At 45.9% G+C, this 20,890-nt stretch carries 20 protein-coding genes and 2 pseudogenes; 2 read left to right on the top strand and 20 right to left on the bottom strand.

All coding sequences use genetic code 11. The features are described 5' to 3' along the window. Positions 1 to 111: 111 nt before the first annotated feature. From PJDR2_RS08500 to PJDR2_RS08480, 5 genes are all read right to left on the bottom strand, one after another. Positions 112 to 564 carry a hypothetical protein gene (locus tag PJDR2_RS08500; protein WP_015843254.1) on the bottom strand — a complete coding sequence of 151 codons (453 nt, stop codon included), beginning with the start codon at positions 562 to 564 and terminating at the stop codon, positions 112 to 114. A 47-nt stretch (positions 565 to 611) separates the two neighbouring features. After that, a complete protein-coding gene (locus PJDR2_RS08495) occupies positions 612 to 1,262 on the bottom strand; it encodes a hypothetical protein (RefSeq protein WP_015843253.1) in 651 nt (216 codons plus the stop codon). Positions 1,263 to 1,409: 147 nt separating this feature from the next. Further along, complete coding sequence (locus tag PJDR2_RS08490) at positions 1,410 to 3,239, bottom strand: ABC transporter ATP-binding protein (RefSeq protein WP_015843252.1); 1,830 nt, start codon at positions 3,237 to 3,239, stop codon at positions 1,410 to 1,412. Further along, positions 3,214 to 5,061, bottom strand: coding sequence for an ABC transporter ATP-binding protein (locus tag PJDR2_RS08485; protein ID WP_015843251.1), 1,848 nt, complete (start codon positions 5,059 to 5,061; stop codon positions 3,214 to 3,216). Before PJDR2_RS08485 ends, PJDR2_RS08490 begins: the two co-directional genes overlap by 26 nt. A 377-nt stretch (positions 5,062 to 5,438) precedes the next feature. After that, entirely contained in the window at positions 5,439 to 5,945 is a 507-nt protein-coding gene (locus PJDR2_RS08480; protein ID WP_015843250.1) for a MerR family transcriptional regulator, read from the bottom strand. Positions 5,946 to 6,118: 173 nt separating this feature from the next. Between PJDR2_RS08480 and PJDR2_RS08475 the strand changes: the two genes are divergently transcribed. Beyond that, positions 6,119 to 6,976 (top strand): SDR family NAD(P)-dependent oxidoreductase, encoded by an 858-nt coding sequence (locus PJDR2_RS08475; RefSeq protein ID WP_015843249.1) that lies wholly within the window; start codon positions 6,119 to 6,121, stop codon positions 6,974 to 6,976. Here PJDR2_RS08475 and PJDR2_RS33440 read toward each other — a convergent pair. From PJDR2_RS33440 to PJDR2_RS08435, 8 genes and pseudogenes are all read right to left on the bottom strand, one after another. Then, entirely contained in the window at positions 6,973 to 7,443 is a 471-nt protein-coding gene (locus PJDR2_RS33440) for a GNAT family N-acetyltransferase (RefSeq protein WP_265525173.1), read from the bottom strand. The genes PJDR2_RS08475 and PJDR2_RS33440 overlap by 4 nt on opposite strands. 66 nt (positions 7,444 to 7,509) lie before the next feature. Further along, a pseudogene (locus PJDR2_RS08465) lies at positions 7,510 to 8,514 on the bottom strand (phosphotransferase); the annotation flags it as partial. A gap of 284 nt (positions 8,515 to 8,798) precedes the next feature. Then, positions 8,799 to 9,431, bottom strand: a complete 633-nt coding sequence (locus PJDR2_RS08460; protein ID WP_015843247.1) for an ABC transporter permease — start codon at positions 9,429 to 9,431, stop codon at positions 8,799 to 8,801. 14 nt (positions 9,432 to 9,445) lie between these two features. Beyond that, positions 9,446 to 10,345 (bottom strand): glycine betaine ABC transporter substrate-binding protein, encoded by a 900-nt coding sequence (locus PJDR2_RS08455; protein WP_015843246.1) that lies wholly within the window; start codon positions 10,343 to 10,345, stop codon positions 9,446 to 9,448. A 16-nt stretch (positions 10,346 to 10,361) separates the two neighbouring features. Further along, on the bottom strand, positions 10,362 to 11,036 hold the full coding sequence (locus PJDR2_RS08450) for an ABC transporter permease (RefSeq protein ID WP_015843245.1): 675 nt from the start codon (positions 11,034 to 11,036) through the stop codon (positions 10,362 to 10,364). Then, entirely contained in the window at positions 11,033 to 12,256 is a 1,224-nt protein-coding gene (locus PJDR2_RS08445; RefSeq protein ID WP_015843244.1) for an ABC transporter ATP-binding protein, read from the bottom strand. The genes PJDR2_RS08450 and PJDR2_RS08445 overlap by 4 nt, the downstream gene beginning before the upstream one ends. 252 nt (positions 12,257 to 12,508) lie before the next feature. After that, a complete protein-coding gene (locus PJDR2_RS08440; protein WP_015843243.1) occupies positions 12,509 to 13,408 on the bottom strand; it encodes a putative RNA methyltransferase in 900 nt (299 codons plus the stop codon). 329 nt (positions 13,409 to 13,737) lie between these two features. After that, positions 13,738 to 13,917: a hypothetical protein gene (locus PJDR2_RS08435; RefSeq protein ID WP_015843242.1), complete on the bottom strand. Its 180-nt coding sequence runs from the start codon at positions 13,915 to 13,917 to the stop codon at positions 13,738 to 13,740. Between the two features lie 228 nt (positions 13,918 to 14,145). On the opposite strand from PJDR2_RS08435, the gene PJDR2_RS08430 reads away from it, so the two are divergent. Further along, entirely contained in the window at positions 14,146 to 15,213 is a 1,068-nt protein-coding gene (locus tag PJDR2_RS08430; protein ID WP_015843241.1) for a stalk domain-containing protein, read from the top strand. A gap of 224 nt (positions 15,214 to 15,437) precedes the next feature. On the opposite strand, the gene PJDR2_RS08425 is transcribed toward PJDR2_RS08430, so the two are convergent. The 7 genes and pseudogenes from PJDR2_RS08425 to PJDR2_RS08395 all read right to left on the bottom strand — a co-directional run bounded on the left by PJDR2_RS08425 (position 15,438) and on the right by PJDR2_RS08395 (position 20,845). Continuing rightward, on the bottom strand, positions 15,438 to 15,713 hold the full coding sequence (locus PJDR2_RS08425; protein WP_015843240.1) for a recombinase family protein: 276 nt from the start codon (positions 15,711 to 15,713) through the stop codon (positions 15,438 to 15,440). Between the two features lie 203 nt (positions 15,714 to 15,916). Continuing rightward, on the bottom strand, positions 15,917 to 16,906 hold the full coding sequence (locus PJDR2_RS08420; protein WP_015843239.1) for an aldo/keto reductase: 990 nt from the start codon (positions 16,904 to 16,906) through the stop codon (positions 15,917 to 15,919). 104 nt (positions 16,907 to 17,010) lie between these two features. Beyond that, complete coding sequence (locus tag PJDR2_RS08415) at positions 17,011 to 17,829, bottom strand: AraC family transcriptional regulator (RefSeq protein WP_015843238.1); 819 nt, start codon at positions 17,827 to 17,829, stop codon at positions 17,011 to 17,013. A 227-nt stretch (positions 17,830 to 18,056) separates the two neighbouring features. Continuing rightward, positions 18,057 to 18,392: pseudogene (locus PJDR2_RS08410) on the bottom strand (OsmC family protein); the annotation flags it as partial. Between the two features lie 29 nt (positions 18,393 to 18,421). Beyond that, entirely contained in the window at positions 18,422 to 19,312 is an 891-nt protein-coding gene (locus PJDR2_RS08405) for a MetQ/NlpA family ABC transporter substrate-binding protein (RefSeq protein WP_015843237.1), read from the bottom strand. A gap of 82 nt (positions 19,313 to 19,394) precedes the next feature. Next, complete coding sequence (locus tag PJDR2_RS08400; protein WP_015843236.1) at positions 19,395 to 20,063, bottom strand: methionine ABC transporter permease; 669 nt, start codon at positions 20,061 to 20,063, stop codon at positions 19,395 to 19,397. Beyond that, positions 20,060 to 20,845: a methionine ABC transporter ATP-binding protein gene (locus PJDR2_RS08395; RefSeq protein ID WP_015843235.1), complete on the bottom strand. Its 786-nt coding sequence runs from the start codon at positions 20,843 to 20,845 to the stop codon at positions 20,060 to 20,062. Before PJDR2_RS08395 ends, PJDR2_RS08400 begins: the two co-directional genes overlap by 4 nt. Between the last annotated feature and the right edge of the window lie 45 nt (positions 20,846 to 20,890).

The following is a 20,890-nucleotide window of genomic DNA, read 5'->3' as shown; positions in this document are numbered from 1 at the left end:
GGTGTGAAAATAAGGAGCTCCTTTACTCGCCAGCATTAACGAAAAGAAAGAATAATTTAGTTCGAAATATTCGGTTCATACCCTCTCCCGATCTAGTTTTAAAAAAATGAATTAATCTTCCTCGTTAGTCGTATACCTACACTTTTTATAATATTGGAGCAATAGAGCAACACCATTAACTCCTACTATCAAAAACGGAAATAATAGTAAAATTGCAATAATAATTAACCCTGAAACAGGATTAGGATCATCAGCTGGATTTTTTGCAGGAAAAAGTGCAGCAAAGAAATACACATACAGGCAGTAATATGGGAACCACATAATGGATGCAAAAAAGTTTGTTATCCTTAATGGTAAAAAGTGAAGAACTAAGGGAACAAAAATAACAAATATTATAATTAGGCTTACATAACAAGCAATTGAGGTAACCTTATTTATATCGTCTATTTCAATCCCCGTTATTCGATTTATTCTATATACGTTGACTAATAGCTCACTGATAATAAATGGTAATAATGCGAAGATAGCGCTAAGTGCATTTAATCTGATCAAATACCGCATCATCCACGTCTCCTAATCAACCCTCTTCGAAATTAAGCGGGGGGACTGTACTATTTAAGAATTAATTCCGGAGCATATTTTTCAGGATAATTTAGCATCGATGCGACATCGCCATTAAAATACAAGTTTCCATATAGGGGGCTGTTATTATCTACAGTTAGCCTACACCACGTTATCGGTTTTTGACCTACGGATATTCCGTCTTTCATGGGATCATCGCTAACCTTGATTCCAAGATTTTTATAGATCTCTTCCACTGCAGCTTTCCACGTTTTATTATTTTCCAGTAAGTCGTCTTGCCAGGTTACATCGGATTTCTCATTTTTACCGTTATATTTATAAATTCCTGTTCCACGCTCTTTCGCTATCGCTTCTTCAACGAATGCAACATCCTCCGGTTTAAAGTGTGCTGTAATTCCATTTAGGATGTGATAAGAGAAGGTAAAGCTAACCTCAGCAGAGCGGTTATATAGTTTTATTGGATTATTTAAATTAATTTGATCATTATGAGCAAGCCCTGTATTTATTTTTGTAATATCCTTTTCAGAAGTTTTTAAAGCATTCATTACCTCTTCCTCATTCATCCCCCATTTTAAATTCTTGATAGGCGCAGGCGTACCATATTTTGATGACTGACTACAACCGGTAACAAGAAAAACAAGCATCCAAATTAGCATTAAACAAAGACTATATTTACGCATATTACCTCCTATAAGGTGATTTGTTCTAAACTTGATCTCCCTATAAATGACGCACTCAATCCATATTTCGTTCCATACATACATAAATAAAAAGCCGCAGTTTATGCGACTTTCTTTGTATAGCTGTACTTTCCGTCCGACACTGACTTATGCCCCAACGTAATACTGAGCTTGCGCATTCCAGAGTTCAGCGTATTTCCCGTCCCGGTCGGCTACAAGCTCGTCATGGGAGCCGCGTTGAATAATCCGACCCTCGTGAAACACGGCGATGTCATGACAGAATCGGCAAGACGAGAGCCGGTGTGAGACGAAGATTGCCGTTTTACCGCCGATTAATTCATTAAAGCGGGAATAAATCTCGAACTCTGCGATCGGGTCCAGTGCCGCCGTAGGTTCGTCTAATATCACGAACGGCGCATTCTTGTACAATGCCCTTGCCAGAGCCACCTTCTGCGCTTCGCCTCCCGAAATTTCCACGCCGTCGTCAGAGAAATCCTTATGCAGGTAGGTATGAAGCCCTTTCGGCATGTTCCTGACCTTTTCGCCAAGCCCCGCCATGATAAGCGACTCCTCCGCCAATGCTGCGTCATAACTTTCGGATGCGGCAACGTTATGGCCAAGCGAGAACGAATATAGTTTAAAATCTTGAAACACAACGCTGAATACGCCCATATATGCCGAATAGTCGTACTCCCTGATGTCGATGCCGTTTAACGTGACAACGCCCTCCGTAGGTTCATAAAGCCGGCATAGCAGCTTAATCATAGTTGTCTTGCCGCTGCCATTTAACCCCACGACGGCAAGCCGTTCGCCAATATTAAATTTCATGCTAAGGTTCTTGATGGCGTAATTGTCGGACCCGGGATACTTGAACGAGACGTCACAAAACTCAAATTCTAGTCCTTCTTGCGGGATTTGTCTGCTTTTAGCGCTATTTTGCATGTTGTCCGGCAGGTCAAGATACTCGAACACGAGGCTGAGATAAGGGTTGTTTGTTATAAAATTGCCCAAAACAGAGACCAGCTTGGCCAGCGCGCCTACAGCGCCCGTAACCGCACCGATGTACTGCACGACGCTGCCTAAAGGATACATGCCATAAAGCGCCCGCAGACCGATAAAGAGATATACGCAGCCGCCAAGTACGGCATTCATTGCCGCTGCCAATGCGTTGTTTTTTCCGATCAAGTTAAAAATACGGTACCAGTATTCCGCTCCAACCGATTTATTGTAATGGTCCTCTATCGCCGGCGCCTGTTTATAGAGACGTATGTCCTTGGCGGCATTTTTTGCCTGCATATATTCGTTAAAAAAACTCACATAAGTGTTTGCTTTCGGGTTATCCTCAAACACTTTCTTCTGGATTTTCTCCTCCCTCTTCTTCAGCAAATAAGTAAAGGGAATCATTGTCAGGATGAGAAGAATCAGCAAAACGGTAGCATACGGAGAAGTTATAAACGTCTGCTCGTAGGAAGAAGCGGATGTGAACATCCCGATAAACAGGATGACAGATAGTATCAGCTCAAAAAGAGGCTGTAATAGTTCCGGCAGACTGTAGTGCAGACGCAGAATGCCAAGTCCGTTTCCGTTAGACTTCGCTTCAATATCCGCTAACCTCTCATTAATCATCGTGTCTTCCACTTGATCGTAGTTCAGCTGCATATAGCGATTGCCCAGAAAAAAGTAGAAACGCGCCCACAACGTACTGTTTAAGGTCGTGATCCGTCGGTTAACTGCGGCGTTGATAGCCGAACAGGCAAACGCAAGCCCTACTGTAAGTGCGGCATACAGCGTAATGCGCCCGGTGTCACGCTCGCCGGCCAGCTCGTTTATAATCTGGGCAGACAGGAAGAGCACCATTAAGGGCTGAACCGCTTTGATAAAGGATGAGGCGATAGTAAGCGGAATGTAGGTTGGCGTTAAGCGATTTACGATGCCGTATCCGCGGTACAGGTTACGCCAGATGGAGCGCTCCTTCATGATCGGTCACCTCCCCATCCTTATAGTAGTGAGACTGCACGTTAAACATCTCGGCATATTTTCCGCCATGCCTCATGAGCTCGTCGTGCGTGCCGTACTCGGCGATGCCGCCGCCATCAATTAATAGAATCCTGTCGCAGAAACGCGTGCTTGCCAGCCTATGGGAGATGTAAATCGATGTCCGCCCCGCAGTCAGTTCGGCATATCGCTGGTAAATCTCGCTTTCAGCGATCGGGTCGAGAGCAGCCGTAGGTTCATCCAAGATGATAACCGGCGCGTCTTTGTACAGCGCGCGCGCCAGCGCCAGCTTTTGCTTCTCGCCGCCAGAGAGTTCGATAGCGTCGGTATGCACCCGACGGACAAGAAGCGTGGATTCTCCACTCTCAAGTCCTCTTACTTTATCCATAAGGCCGGACATGATGAGGCATTCCTCTACCTTCTCATAGTCTGTCTGATCGGGGGGCTGCTGCGAGATATTGCCGGCAATATCGCAGCAGAAGAGATGAATATCCTGAAATACCGTTGAAAAAAGCGAAAAATATTCGTCTCTGTTATATCGCGTAATGTCGACGCCGCCGAGCGTAATCTCCCCGCATGTTGGCTTATAAAGTCCGCATAAAAGCTTAATAAGCGTCGTCTTTCCCGCTCCGTTCGCCCCGACAATGGCGATGCGCTCTCCCGGCTTGATCTCAAAATCGATGCTTGAAAGGGTGGGTTCTTTTGCTTCCGGATAGGTATATCCAACGTTTCTTAATGTAATTGCGGGAGGAAGAAGATCGCCGGACGGCAGCGCATGGCCGGCGCCAGTATTTGAAAGATCGGGCACGTCCAGATAATCTCGTATATCAGACAGCTCACTTAAGGAACGGATCAGCTCGCTTGAGCTGGTTAATATCCCCGACAACCAGCCCGCAAACGCGCCAATGGCGGCAAATACGAGCACGAAGTTGCCCAATGTCATCTCGCCGTTTAACAGCAAGTAAATAAGAAACGCGTAAGAGGCACCGTCACGAATCAGACTAAGCACCGCATCCGATAACTGGGCCCTCATATCGCCTGTCGCTACCTTTTGCTCTTTTTCGGTTGAGGTACCGAGTACGTTTTGAAAAATACCGCGGATTACGCTGCTAAGGTCATATAGACGTACGTCTTTGCCGCCGGACGGCTCTTTCGATACCTTCTGAAGATACCAGAGTTTTCCTTGAAGCTTTGACCGCTCTTCCCGCGTGTCCCTCTCAACTTTTCGGGCGCGAGAGAGCGCAAGCCAATTGATCCCGGCCGAAATGGCTAGAAAGAGAATAATAAGGGGATGTACCGATACGATAACCGTTCCATATACAAGAAAACCCGCTACGTTCATTAGAAACTGTGATAGGTTTCTTGGTATGTTAGAGGCTGGAGAGTGATTGCTCTGCATGGCACGCCACGCTTTTTCGCCCCGTTTTGCGTATCCGGGGCTTTCCAGCACCTCATAGTCCATATTTAGATGCTTATGCATGATCGTTTGGAGGTGCTTCAATATGCTGATTGTACCTACAGATTCATTAGTGATGAGATCGGCGTAGCTTTTAGCGCTGTTTAGCGCGGCCAGGAGAAGCGCCACGATGCCCACCGATAGTATAAACTCGCTTGGCGTGACTCCGGCAGTAATGTTGTCGATGACAATCTTAGGCATATAGATGCTTACAAATGGCACACCGACGCCAACAAGCACCGAAACGGCACAGCAAATCAACGTAAGCGGCCTCGCCCGCCAATGCAACTGCATGGAGTACATGATGTTTGACCACGCGGAGTACGCAGTTTTTTTCTCTGTTGACACTCTAAAACCTCCTTAAAAGAATTGTTGCCTTATGAGCACCTTATGGGCGCATTGTGACAATTCTTACTTCGTAAGCATCACCTTATGAAATAGGGATGAAGAGTACTGTCGGAATGAGCTTAAGCAGACATCAACCTATCAAGCAGTAGTTGAGATTGGAGATTGTCACCAATTCTGAATAATTCGTGATGGAGTAAAATTCTCCTGCCGTACTTCAACTTGCTGTTTCTGCTTGCAAACATATATCAAATGCAGTTCCTAATTATGGGAAGACTTTCGTTATAACTAATTTATTTTTCGTTCAACAAAAAAAGCAGCCAACGCCGGCTGCTGTCATGTTGTATTAAACTATAGTTCCACGTTAGCGTATTCCCTTTTTATCTAACGGAAGCCGGTGATTTGTCCGTTTTGGCCGATACGGTAAAATAGCTCATCTCGACGGGTGAGACGGGCTTTAGTTTCGGTTCCCCCATTATTTTCTCTGAAGCGTCGTCCTGGTTTTCATCCGAACAGTCCCGGCGGTATCTACCTTCTTCCAGTTTCATGTCGATAAAATCGACGATCTGTTGCAGCGAGGTGATTTGGCTGACGATATTTTCCCGGTGGTCCCTTAATTTCTTCACCAATTCAGGATATTCCGCGGGATCGGCATCGACGGAGACTGTCAAAAACGGCCGCATTTCCTCGAGTGGCATCCCTGTTTTTTTCAGGCAGTATATCAGCAGAATCGTATTGATATCCTCCTGCCGGTACACGCGATGCCCATTATCCTTCCGGTCCGCCCGGGGAAGCAACGCGATCTTCTCGTAATAACGGAGCGTATCCTCGGAAATTCCAGTTTTATCGGCGGTTTGCTTTATCGTAAAAGTTTGCTCTGACTTCATCCCGTTCCCTCCCGGAGATTATTTTGTACATTATACATCTTGGAGCTGAATCCAAGTCAAGTCTTCAATCCTTGGAACAAAAACTTTATTGCCGCGCTTGACTTGGAGCCGACTCGAACTTATAGAATGTGAGCTATCAAGGGAAATATCCCGATATCAGGAGGAGACATGCAATGAACACGAACAAACGCGAAAATATCGTACTGGTTACGGGTGCAAGTGCCGGGATCGGGTTGGAATTAACTCGGAAATTGCTATCGGAGGACTGGCAGGTGGTTGCTTTGAACCGTTCCGACTTTCCGGCGGATGATACGGGAATCCAAAAAGCCATCATGGAAGGATGGCTTCGTGTTTATAAAACGGCAGATCTCACTGATTATGCCAGCTTGAGAAGGACTTTGGAAGAGATCAAAGGTAAAGAGCAGCGGATCGATATTTTGTTTAACAACGCCGGCGGGTCCTTTCCTGAACTAAGCCATTCGAAACAAGGCCGCGAGAAGCATTATGAGCTATTGACGGTCGTTCCGTATATCATTCTTATGGAATTGAAGGAACTTATAAAAAACGGCAGCTTAAAGACGGTGATTAACACCTCATCTTCAGCACTAAACTATGTGAAGGAATTTAATATCGAAATCCTGGAACACCCTAAAACCTTCCGTAAACTGCTTGGACCTTATGCTACTTCAAAGCTAGCGCTTTCGCTGTGGACTCAAGCTATAGCACCGCAGCTTGCCAAGGAAGGCATAAAGATTCGCAGCGTTGACCCGGGCAGCAATAATACGCTAAGAAAAGGGAAAAAATCTGGACTGCCCTTAGTGATTAAATGGCTAATGAAGCTGTTTTTCTCTCCGCCTACCCACGGCGCGAACCAGTTGTATGAGGGGGCTCTTGGAGAACACCGCAATAAGACCGGCGTGTTTTTGCTGAAAGGTCAGACTGCGGAATTAAAATTCAATGATCACTCCCGGAACGTTTTGGAAAGAATTCATGAGATTTACGAACACGAATTTCTTGTTAGGCGCTCCTAAGGTAGAGGTTTATGCATAAAGGTCACAATTTCAGATTCCACTCCGGAATTCCCTTCAGCATCCATATACCCCCAGCTAATTGTAAAGTCGCCATGGCCCCAATCGGCGTAACCGAGCTTTTCATATAGTCGTTTCGCATCCGGATTGTCGCTGCTGCCGACTTCCATGCCAATATGGGTACAACCTTGTACTTTTGCCAACCGCTCTGCTTCGCGTATGATTGCTGTAGCGATTCCTTTGCGTCGGTATTTATCAATGGTCAATCCACCTTCAAGAAAGGCGCTGTTAGTCACATCGATTCGAGAGGATACTGCTTCATCCTGAGGTCCGTTCCATCGAACGAGGAAACCGCCGACTGGAGTACCAAGATGCCACGCAATCAGATATACGCCTTCACCATTGCATTGAACCTCGTACCTTCTATGTTGGGGGCGAGAAAAGTCCCAAGGCGAGAAGGTATTATGCACGAGATCGATTTGCAATGCTTCAGCAGGTTTTACTACAAATTCGAATGGTATTTCTGGATTAAACAACGGGTTGGTTTTGATTTCGTAGATTTTTTGGAGAGTATGGACACACTTCATCTTCTCGTCATCAGCCTCTGCGTGGAGATACTGCTCCACAAGCCTGTATCCGAATGCGAGAAGGATTATTTCGCAGACACAATGATCGGTGATACGGGATACATCCACATATTCCGAAAAGCCTTTGTAATACGCGGGGACGCATCGCTGGTAGTGTTCAACCATGTGATCAATATCCGCTTCATCCGCAATCAGGCTTGCGAGATCCTCGCCCGGGTATCCCCATCCGCTGGTATCCCAATCGATAAGCGTGATATTCCCGTCCGTATAAATCAGGTTCGTTACCCAGAAATCCCGGTGACATAGCACGAGGGGCAATTTTTCGATGCGGGCGAATATCTCGTCTGCTTGCTCGTCGATGCCGATGAGCATTTCCCGCACGTGGTGTGGGAATTCGCATTGCTCCGAGCGTATATAGTCGTAGACGACCGGCCATGACCGATAATGCATATACGTATTTTTCATGAAATCCGCACGACTCAGGTTGGTCAGGCTTTGCAGCACGGCGGGCTGCTCCGTATACAGCTTGCCTTGAAAGCGTCCTAACTCCAGCGCAGCCTGTTCATACATGTCACTGGTCAAGTCTAAACCGGTTACTCCATCGATATATTCCAGCCACAATTGGGTCTGGGTTTCTTCGTCGTTAATTTCGGCGTGATAACATGACGGCCAGCGTAAGGCTTCCGAGAACGTCACTACCAAGTCAGACGTATAGAGATCATATTCCCGACGCCATGAACCCGGATCGCCGTAACGCTCCCATTTATTCTGGATTTTCAATACTATACGGTACGGTAATTTTTCGCTATCGGTAGTTTCGGCGATACCCGTTAACAAGTGCACATTTCCCACAGTTCCGCCTTGGAGCGGAATAGCTTGGCAGTCGGCGGAGATGATATTCGTGTTGAACCGTTGGCTTAAAACATAAATCAGTGTTTCGAGTTCTATATTCATTTTTCCCTCCATTTTCTTCGATTGCTTGCTAAAACACTAGCCCAGAAGATTATATCAAATTTATTTCCAAATTTCGGGAAGAGTTTCGGTTTAACTATTCTGCCCCTCAAATTACTTCATTGACGAATATTATCTACCCTTTCCTTTACTTTAACAAAAAACCGGCAGCGTACGGATTGCCAAGCGACAGCAGAACATTCATCGTCAACCGAAGACCACATAAACAAAGGCCACCGATGGTCATCATCGGTGGCCTTTGCCTTTGTTTCGTTATAGATTAAATTCTACCTTCCAGAAACCTTCGCCCTATTTTGCAGACGTTCTAAAGCGAAGTCAGCAAGCAACGCCAGAATCGCGGCAGGAATAGCTCCCGCGTAAAGACGAGCGGAGTTATTCATATTGATACCCGAATATATTTCTCGCCCCAAACCGTCCCCTCCTACAAGCGGGGCAATGGTCGCCACACCAATTGCAATAACAGCTGCGATCCGTATTCCCGTCAGCATAAACGGCAGGGCGAGCGGCAGTTGAACATGAACCATAATCTGCAGGCGGCTCATGCCGACGCCTTTGCCAGCTTCCATGATTGACTTATCCACTTGAGTGAGCCCGACAAACGTATTCCGAATGACCGGCAGCAGTGAATATAAGAATAAACCAACAACGACTGTTGTCGTCCCTAGGCCAAAGACAACCATCAAGAGCACCAAGAGAGCCAAGCTCGGGAATACTTGAACGATATTCGCCGCCGTTAGAATAATCCTTGCGCTTGCCCGATTTCGCGATGCCAATATACCTAGGGGTATACCAACCGCGAGCGCAAGCAGCAAGCCGATCAGTACCATCATAATATGCTGTCCGGTGAAAACAAGCAGATCAGCCCAATTTTCTCTCACATAACGGAAAAACATTTCCATCTCGACTCACTCCATTATTTCAGCAGTCCAATCTGTTTCAAATACTCCTCCGCTACCTTTTTCTCATTCCGTTTATTCACATCAACCTCGTAGTTTAGATCAATAATCGTCTTGGCATCCAGCTTGCCGATTAGCAGATGAATAATCTCTTGAAGCTCCGGATGCGCCTCTAATACTTCTTTGCGAATAACAGGGGAAGCATCGTAAGGCGGGAAGAAATGCTTATCGTCCTCAAGCGTAACTAATTCATACTCCTTCAAGCGTGCATCTGTGGAGTAGGCAACTACGATGTCCATTTTATTCGTTGCAATTGCACTGTAGACAAGCGCAACCTCCATGGGATACACCTTACCGAAGGTTATGCCGTACACCTTCTGGAAATCCGCATAACCGTCCCCGGCACGCTCAAGCCATGATGTGTCGACACCAAGTCTCATTGACGTTGCCTTGTTTTTCACATCCGATATTTTATGAAGCTGCTCCTGCTCCGCCAAATCCTTGCGAACCGTAAACGCATACGTATTCTCGAAGCCATAAGAATCGAACCATTTGAGCCCATAATGCTTATCGAAGCCCTCTTGCGCCTGCTTCAGAATACTGGCGCGATCATTCGTACGCTCAATTGGGAAGTAATTATCCAGAATAATTCCCGAATAGAGCGACGCCATCTGAATGTCATCCTTCGTTAACGCATCCAGAACAACCGTGCTAGTCGCCAGATCCGGCATCACCTTCACCTTCATATCTGTCCGATCTTCAATGAGAAGCTTGTACATATTAGCAATGATCTTTGGTTCAGAGAAGGTCTGAGTTCCAATGATTATCGTATTTCCTTTTCCGCAGCCTGATAGCAAGGAGCAGAAAGCGATGATCACAACGACGAGCAGTCCGAATCTAACACGTATATGTCTCATTCCCATCCCCCTGCTGTTATACCGTATTGGATGCCGGAGCGCTTCTTGTCTTCGCCGTCACCCATTTCTCTGCGAGTCCCAGCACATAATCTGCTGCAAGCGCCAGAAGAACGGCCAGAATGGCACCGGTCACTATCAGTTCTTTCCGATTAACACCTAGACCGGAGAAGATAAGCTGGCCTAGTCCACCTGCTCCAATTAATGTCGCGAGTGTTGCCCAGCTGATAATGTAGACTGTCGTTACGCGCAGTCCAGACATAATGAATGGGAAAGACAACGGAAGCTGGATGCGGAGCAATCTCTGCAAGCGGCTGTACCCCATCCCGCGAGCCGCTTCCATTACATTGGGATCAACGGCCTTGAAGCCGGAGTATGTGTTGCGCATGATCGGCATAATCGAATAGAGAAACAACGCAAAGATAGCTGGCGTACGCCCGATTCCAAGCAGCGGAATCAATATGGCAAGCAGCGCCAGGCTTGGAATCGTCTGCAGCACATTAGCAACGGTGAATACGATACTGTTCAGCCAGCCGATTCTGCTTCCCGCAAGCCATATGCCCACCGGAATGGCGACAATTGCTCCAAGAATAATGGATACGGCAGAGATATAAATATGATCGCGAAGAGCAATCAGAATATCTTCCTGTCTGCTCGTCAAGAAAGATCCATACTCAGACAGCCACTCCATCATGAGCGCTCTCCCCCTTCTTCCTCAGCTTCTGCCGGCTCAAGCGGAGCCTCCTCCTTCAGCTTCTCTGCTTCCGCAGTAAGCTCCTCCAGACTCATATCATCAGGATTATAGATCTCTGCCATATGCCGTACGACACTTCCCCGCGTAACCAGTCCGACCAGATGCCCATCCCGAACTACGGGTACGTACGGCAAGCCGTGCTCATTCATCAGCGTCAAAGCAAGCGCAACCGATGAACCGGATTCCACAACATGAACGAATGGCTTCATGATGTCGGCCAGACGGCTATCTTCATGTCTATACCCCTTTAGAACGTTGAAAATGGAGACGTAACCGAGCAGCTCTCTTTTTTTACCGACTATGATCAAGGAATCGACCCGATGCCTCTCCATGAATTGAATAGCGGCCGCCATCCCTCGTTCAGGAGAAGCCGTAACCGGGTTGACCGACATGACGTCATCGACACTAAGACCGGGATCAAGCGTATCGTTTGTCAGATGCTTCTTGCCGATAAAGCTTGTCACAAATTCATTGGCCGGATGGCGCAAAATATGCTCAGGCGATCCGGTCTGCACAACCTCCCCGGCTCTCATGAGGACGATCGTATCCGCGATTTTGATCGCTTCGTCCATGTCATGCGTTACGAATACAATGGTCTTCTTCAGCTCCTGCTGAAGGCGAACCAACTCATCCTGCAGCTGTTCCCTGCTAATAGGATCAAGTGCGCTAAAGGGCTCATCCAGGAGAATCACATCAGGTTCAGCTGCAAGGGCTCGAATAACGCCAATCCGCTGCTGCTGTCCACCGCTCAGCTCAGAAGGATATCGATGCCTGTAGACGTCGGGATCTAAATTAACCATGCTGAGAAGCTCATCGACCTTGCCCGCAGTAACCTCTTTATCCCACTTCAGCAGCCTAGGCACTACCGCTACGTTCTTCGCAATATTCATATGCGGGAATAACCCCACATTCTGAATGACATAGCCGATGCTTCTTCGCAGCTCAACGGGATCAATTTTCGATATGTCCTTGTCGCGAATATATATTTTACCGCTCGATGGGTTGTTCAACCGGTTAATATGCTTCATAAGAGTGGATTTGCCGCAGCCGCTGGGACCAATCAACACCGTTAATTCGCCTTCTCTAATTTCCAAATTAATCGTTTTTAATGCTTCAAAGCCGTCATCGTATGTTTTTTTGACGTTCTCGAATCGGATCATCTTTTGTTCAACCTCCGAATTTTCTTAACGTTAGACTCTCCGATTCACGCGCAAATAATTCCAGAAATAGTACATCATGCATAAAAATGAAAATCGATTCGAAGTCGAATACTACTCGGAAGGGTTAACAATGTAACCCTTGGACTAATTTCCATTCACCGTGCCCTTTACTACAACAAAAATGGCAACTGATCATTGGATCAGTTGCCATTTTGTTGTTCTTAACTAACGTTCTTTCGTTAGCTTAACGATTTAATCATGTGGTTTATTTTTCGCTGATCCGATGAGAACTTTAAAGTCCATAGTGATTTGTTTCAGATTCAACTGAAGAATTTTTTCTATTCGCTCTTCAGATGTCCCCCATGATAATGGGGTCATACCCAGCAACGGTTCGATTAATTGTTCACTCAAGTTCACTTGATATCGGACGCTTTCAACATCAATTAAATTGAATTGTTTATTGAAGTGGTTGATTGTAAGTGAATTTGAATAAGTCTGCTTATCAGACCCCAAGTAAAGGATTTCTCTTAATTCTTTTAAATAGTCCTGATCAGGAACGACTTTAATCACCAAACCATGATCACTTAATAATCTCTGAAATTCTGAATAATTGGCTGGTGAAAGGATGTTCAAAATGAATTTGAACTTTTGACTTGAAAAGGGGCAGTTTGCAATATCCGCGACACACCAGATAGAATTTGAATTTCCTGCTGCTGCAAAACTAATTCCCTCTTTTGAAATATCAATTCCTATAGCCAATAGATCCAAAGGTTTTATTCGATTTATTTCGGTTTGTATGTTATTTAAGTGTGACCCCTCTCCACAACCTGCATCTAAAATCCTTACCGGTTCATGGCTTGAATGGTGATTCATTATAATCCGACTTACCGTGCCATATAAGGGATTAAATAAACCATCTTTGCTGATTAATCTTCTGTACTCGAAAATTTTTTTATCATACTTCGTACTAATACCTCGGGATAATAAGTTCACATATCCTTGCTTTGCTATATCAAAACAGTGTTGATTGCTGCATACTAAACTTTGTAAATGGATGACTTTCATTGGTTTTTTACACATTGGACATCTAAATATATCTTGATGCTTTTCAAATACCGCAGCATTAATTAACTTTTTGCTTTTTTGGAACACAAAGAAGCACCCTCTCATTCATAATAGGTGAATGAAAAAAGGTACAGTCAAATAAACCCTAGCCATTTTGTCAAAATTGCCGGGTTATGTGATCTGCACCTTACATTACCTATAACGAATGAATTGAATGATCATTGTCAAACTCTCCTTCATGAAATACATTTAGAACCCTTTTAGTCTAACATGTTTCGCTTGTATGAATAAGACTTGCTCTAAACTGCCCTTTACTTTAACAAAAGCAATCCAGAAAAAATGTACATTATGCGTTAGCCTTAATGAATAAATAAAACGGTCGGCAAGCCCCTTAGGACTACCGACCGTTTATTTAATTACTTTGGTATAGCAGCTACTATTAAATCCTGTTCAGTCTCAGAAATTGATCGGCTATAATTCATTTCCTCTTCGCCGGCTGCTCTAATTTGCTGCACAACCAGGAACTTTAATTGCTCTATAGCTCGTTCTTTACCAATTAATCGTACGACATCAAGTTTCATTGAAGATTGAAACATATGTCTCCTCCACTAAATCATCATTATAGATCTATTATAAAGAACGTGTGATCCCAAATTCAAGACATAGGTGACCAGACTTATTATAAAAAGGGACGAGTTAGCAATAGACGTATATGCATAAAGAAGTGTTATATACATTTAATACCAAACTATAGTAGAATGAGTAAAAACATTTTACTATATTTACAGTTTTTTGAAGTTGAAAAAGAGGAGGTAGGCTTTATAATGCACCTGAAAATTATGCCGCAGCAATGGAAGAAATACGGAATTTCTAGTTTGGTGGCAGTTATTTTTAACGTGTCCCTGTTAATGGGAGGGCTGTCTGCTTATCCGTTGGTGACAAGTGCTGCCAACGCTCAATCTGCAGGAATAGAGATTGAGCTGAAGCAGGGCAGCGATACCGCTTTAGTGAATGGCAAAGAAATAAAGGTTCAAGAAATGTATGAAACAAAAGGCGTCACAATGATACCGGTTAGAGTGCTAATGAACGCGTTCGAGCTGACAATTCAATTTTTCAATAGTGCCCATGAAAAGTCTTTCACATTGAATAGCAAATCGTATCGGGATTACAGTGCTTTAGTAAAACTTGGCGCGCTGGAAGCGCAAGTGGGCGGAAAAGTTGTAAAACTACCTCAGCCGGCGGTAGAGAAGCAAGGCTCATTCATGGTTCCGTTGCGGGTTTTTGCCGAATCACTTGAAGCCGCAGTAAAGTTTGACAGCAAGAATAAGACGATTCGTATTACGAGAGCGGCTGATATTCTGGTCGATGGCAAGCATCGTATAGGCAGCAGTAAGGATAGCTGGTCGATCGCGGCACCGCTTTATAACCCAGGCGAACCAACTCCCGCAAGTTGGTTTGGATTCGAGACCCATCCGGGAGCCTGGAACTGGAGTGGATCGTTAAATGCGAATCCAAACACTAGTTTCAATGTTACGATATGGACGGATGACGGCGGGAAGCCATTGACGGATGACGAAGCGTTGGAGCAACTGAAGAAGCAAATCCATACGTCCTGGTTTACGGTTCAGAAGCGTACGTTGAAGACGAACGACGGCAGTTTCATCGGTTTTGTGGCCGGCCATAATGAACCGTTCTCCGTTACGTACTCTCAATTCTGGATCCTCCGCTTGCCTGAGAAGACATACTATATCGAGATCTTTATTGGTAATGGTTCAGTCGAAAAGCATAAATGGGTAGCGGATCAGCTGCTCCCGACTTTCCGCGCATCTTTCGATGATAAGGACGCCAACAGTAAGGATGTTACTTTGCTCAAGCAACAAGCAACGAATTAAAGAACACCTTCCAGTAAGTCCGCCTGATGCGGTCCGAAATCGGTATTAGGGTAGGCCAGCGACAGCGACACGACTCACCCCGATATCATCCAGCACCCACTGCACGGCTTCTTCTTTTGAGGCTGATTTTTGCATGATTTGAACCAATAATCCTCCATCAGTTGCGATTGGTTGGGAGTCGAGCTAAAGTACAGCGATAGCTTATTGTGAAAGTCTCCTTCAAACTAACTAAACATCGATATTAATTTTACTCCATTTTTATTTAGCATCTTCTTAAATTCATCAAGCGTTTTTATCTCATTAGAAATTCTTGACACCTTAGTTACAATTACTGCATCTAATTTTGGTAGCGTATCATAAATGTCGTTGTAATTGTCCTCAAAAATCTGATACCAATAGGCTATATTAATGTTTTCAGATTGAGAAAAAGAACTAATACTAAGTCTCTGTTCTTCAGTGCTTTCAAAGCTAGAATCTCTTATTATAGCCATAGCTTTCATATTGATAATACTCCTTTTCAAATCTATGTATGTTACTATTATCGGCAATATTTGACGAAACTCCCAATAAAAAAAGCAGCCTATTAATTAGCGCTGCTTAGGTGTCTTTATAGCTGTCGTTCTTCGTTAACGTAACAGTCTGCGAAGACGTTTATACCATATTTACAGATTCAATTATTAAATAAAGGATCATACCGATTCACTTATTTTAAAATGTTCTCGATCCGATCCAACTCTTCTTGAGAAAATGATGCATTCGCGAGTGCGCCGACGGCATCTTCAATCTGTTCCACTTTGCTGGCGCCAATTAACGCAGAAGTGACCCGGCCGCCGCGTAGAACCCAAGCTAATGCCATCTGGGACAGTTTCTGCCCTCTTTCCAAGGCTAATTTGTTCAATTCTTTGACTTTCGCAAGACGCGTCTCGTTGATATCCTCGGGACGTAAGAATACGCTTGGTCCCGCTGCACGGGAGTCAGAAGTAATGCCATTCAAATACCGGTCAGTAAGAATTCCTTTCTCAAGCGGCGAGAATACGATCGATCCGATTCCCTCCTCCTCGAGAACTTCCTGCAGGCCATCCTCTATCCATCTTGACATCATGGAGTAATTCGGCTGATGGATCACACAGGGAGTGCCCAATTGCTTCAAGATGCGAGACGCTTCTCGAGTTTGTTCCGGTCTATAGTTGGAGATACCCACATACAGCGCCTTACCTTGACGGACGATCATATCCAGCGCAGCCATCGTTTCCTCTAGAGGTGTATCCGGGTCAGGACGGTGGTGATAGAAAATATCAACGTAATCAACCCCCATCCGCTTCAAACTTTGATCCAGACTGGATACGAGGCTTTTCTTGGAACCCCATTCCCCGTAAGGTCCAGGCCACATGTAATATCCCGCTTTCGTCGAGATAATCAACTCGTCCCGGTAAGGACTCAAATCATCCTTCAACATACGCCCGAATGACTCTTCTGCCGATCCCGGTGGCGGCCCGTAATTGTTCGCCAGGTCAAAATGCGTGATGCCCAGATCAAATGCCCTTCTAACCATCGCCCTGCCATTCTCATACTTATCAATTCCGCCAAAATTGTGCCAAAGTCCGAGCGAGATCGCAGAGAGCTTCAATCCGCTCTTTCCGCAGCGGTTATATGTCATCGATTCGTATCTTTCTTGTCTTGCCGTATAAAGCATACTTACAACCTCCTCTTAACGTATAGGCTCATTATAGTACGTCTGAATGGGACAGCCTATGTCCGCATGGAAGGTAAATATGGCATAATGTCTGAATTACCCTGCTATTTATACAACTTTGGAGGTACTCCTTTTAGCTTTTTGAACATTTTGGAGAACAGCAGTGCATCCTGATAGCCTACCGAACGGGCAACCTCGCCTATCGAATATTCCCCTTTCCGCAGCAGCTCCCCCGCCCGATCCATCCGGTAATTAAGCAAGTATTGCTGAGGGGGCAGTCCCATTGCCTCCTTAAAGAGGTAGGACAAGTACTTGCGATCCAATCCGAGAGAAGCTGCCATCTGCTGAACCGTAATCGGTTCACTGAAATGACTATGGATGAAATCCAAGCTGCGATGGATGTACGTATCTTGCTTGCGAGGCTGTACACCGGCATCTGCCGACGAGGGTAGCGAATCAATCAACACGGTAAGAAACTCAATCAGGAGCGAAGTCAAACGCAAGTCATGATTTTTCGGATGGTCCGCCGATTCCAAAAGTAGTTCGTACAAATTTGGCATGAACTGCTTATCCATAGGAAACACCGACTCTTCCGATGTCAGCTTGGTTCGCTCCAGAACCTCTCCCACCTGTTCGCCGCGAAAGCCAATCCAAGAATAACTCCATGGATCGAAAGCATCAGCCTGATAGGAAATGACTTTACCGGGGTAAGCCAGAAAAGCCTGGCCGGACGTCAACTTAAACGTAGAACTGCCAATCTGCACAGTTCCAGTTCCCCGGTGTACAAAATGCACCTTATAATGGTCGCGTATGCCAGGACCAAATGCATGGTTGGGAGAACAGTCTTCTTTCCCCCAATATGATAAATAAAAATCCGGGTTATCTCGGGATGAACGATACGAATTATAATGAAAAGCCTTCAAAGAGTTGTCTCCTTCCCTTACTGCAGATGTCCAGCAGAGAGTCTATATCGGACATTATACATTATTCAGAGCCGCCGATTCTTCCAAGCTCGAGCAACTGCCGGGTTCATACCCTAATATGGGCTCCACCAAACAATAAAAAACCTACTTCGTATAAAGTAGGTTAAATTTATTGTTTTGGTGGAGCCAAGGAACCCGGCTTTTCTTGGCTCTTCTTTTGTGAGCTGCTACTGTTCCGAGCCTAGACGACTGACAACCAATTGTCCTTCAATTTGCTGAGGGCTGCGAAGCAGGTTGAAGATCGGGCAAACCTGTTCGATCGCTTGATGGAGCGCCTGCAATGTTTCCTCTGACTCTTCGGATCCTATCATTAATTTGTAGTTAATGTTATGTGGGTAAATCGGGATATGCTCGTAGCCCGGACGACCGGCTAGCGGGTGCATCTCCCCGGTTACTTCAACTTCAAGCGAGTGAAGGGAGACTTGCCTTTCGGCAGCTTGGATTAATGCGATGTGCGTCAAGCAGCTTCCGAGCACCCCAAGCTGAAGCTCAGGAGAAGAGGGGCCAAGATTATAGCCCGCGAACTATTAACTTAGAATGCAGGAACAACGGCTACTCCGTATTTCTCTTCAATAAACTTCTTCACTTCCGGTGTTGTTAACGCAGCGTTTAACTTCTTAATCTCATCCCGGTTCTCGTCACCGCTTCTTACAACGATGACATTCGCATACGGTGAATTTGCGTCTTCCCTGAACAGTGCGCTTTGCGGATCGATCTTGGCCTCCAGAACCAAATTTGTATTAATGATCGCTCCGTCCAGATCCGGCAGAGATCTTGGCAATGTTGCGGAATCAGCTTCTATGAATTTGAGTTTTTTCGGATTGTCGATGATATCCTTCGGAGTTGCTTCGTAAGTCGTCAGCCCGTCTTTGAGCTTAATCAGACCCTGCTGCTGCAGGAGAACGAGAGCACGATATTCATTGGATGGATTGTTCGGAATGCCGATTTTGGCTCCTTCTTTGATTTCGTCCTTGGATTTGAGCTTGCTTGAGTAGAACCCGATCGGCTCCACATGCACTTTCGTCGTTACGACGAAGTCGTAGCCCTTCTCGTCCTTGACAGAATTCAGATAAGGAACGTGTTGGAAGTAGTTGGCATCGATCTGCTTCTCCTGCAACGCCGGATTCAACTGCCCTTCATCGTCGAGCACCTCAATCTCCAGATTGATGCCTTCCTCTTTAAGCTTAGGCTTGATGAACTCCAAAATTTCGGCATGAGGCACGGCTGCCGCTCCGACTTTTAACGTGACTTCTTTAACCGGCTCGGAGGGGGACGAAGACGGGCTGTTGCTTGGATTTTGATTAGCGGAGGCTTGCGGAGAACTATTGCCGGAGGATCCGTTGTTATTCGAACCGCAAGCAGCGGCGATCAGGCTCACAACAAACAGGAAAGCAACAAGGACAACCATTCTTTTCTTGGACATTTTCTCTCCTACCTTCTATTTTTAAATTTGTGATAGTAATGAAACCTCGACTCGCTCTTCCCCAGAAAAAAGCAAACCTGGATTATTCGAGCCTATAGCGCCTATTATGAATGGACTTTGCAATCCCATCGCCGGTCCACTGAATCGCTTGAATCAGAAGTATGATGACCAAGACGGTGGCGAACATGATATCCTCCCGGAATCGTTGGTAGCCGAAGCGAATCGCTAGACTTCCTAGTCCGCCAGCTCCGATAGCTCCGGCAACCGCCGTTAATTCGGTGATTCCGATGACGGCAATCGTTACTCCTCGCACAAGCGCAGGCAGCGCTTCGGGAATGAGAACCCGGAAGATGATCGTAACGGGCGAAGCACCGACTGCGATCGCCGCTTCAATCTTCCCCGCGCCCACTTCCTTCAACGAATTTTCCACAATTCGTCCCAGGAACGGGGCAGCACCGATCGATAACGCAACGATAGCCGCGGTTGGACCAAGCGACGTTCCTACGATCAAGCGCGCTAAGGGAAGTAACAGCACGATCAGGATAATAAACGGTATCGAACGAATGCCATTGATGAGGAAGCTTATCACCTTATTGACATGCACGGACTGTAGGACATGTCCCTTGTCGGTTACAACAAGCAGAATACCCAGAGCCAACCCTAATAGAAGAGCGAATAAGGAGGACCAGGCCACCATATAGAGAGTCTCTCGAAGAGCTTTCCAAAGGAGTTCGAATAAATCGTTTTTCAAATTCCCTCCCCCAATCCTTCAATCATGCCTCTTCTATTACGATACTGCTCCAGAACGCCTACGAATTTCCGTGCGGTATCGCTCTCCGGATTCAGGAACAATTTGGCGACCGGACCGGTTTCCACGATTCTCCCATCCTCGATGACGGCCATGCTATCGCATATATGCTGGAGGACCTCCAATTCGTGAGTTATAAGCACGATCGTCAGCTTCAACTGGCGGTTGATGTCCTTTAGCAGTTCCAGAATGGAATAGGTCGTCTCCGGATCGAGAGCCGAAGTCGCTTCATCGCTTAGAAGTACATCCGGCTCATTCGCGAGCGCGCGGGCAATGCCAACCCTCTGCTTCTGCCCCCCGCTAAGTTGTGCCGGGTATGTCCCTTCCTTGTCGGACAGCTTAACCAAGTCAAGAATCTCCCGGACACGCTGCCGAATTCGTTCCCTCGGAAGACCTGCGACCACAAGCGGAAACGCAACATTCTGATACACGGTTTTGCCGTCCAGCAGATTAAAATGTTGAAAAATCATGCCGATCTTCTGCCTTGCCTTGCGAAGTCTACGTCCTTTCAATTGCGTGATGTCGTCGTTTCCGATCCAGATACGCCCCGAATCCGGTTCCTCCAGTCGGTTCATGCACCGTATCAGCGTGGATTTGCCGGCTCCGCTAACCCCGATAACACCGAAGATTTCCCCTGTGGCTATCTGTAAATCGATGCGGTCCAGTGCTGAGACACTTCCTTTTGTCGTCAGATAGGTTTTGCTCAGTTGCTCCACGAGAATCAAATCGTCACCTCCTCATACAAATAAAAAAAAACTAAGCCCTTCCCC

The organism is Paenibacillus sp. JDR-2 (assembly GCF_000023585.1).
In the GTDB taxonomy this organism is placed as follows: domain Bacteria; phylum Bacillota; class Bacilli; order Paenibacillales; family Paenibacillaceae; genus Pristimantibacillus.
This window is presented reverse-complemented; position numbering and strand designations above follow the sequence as displayed.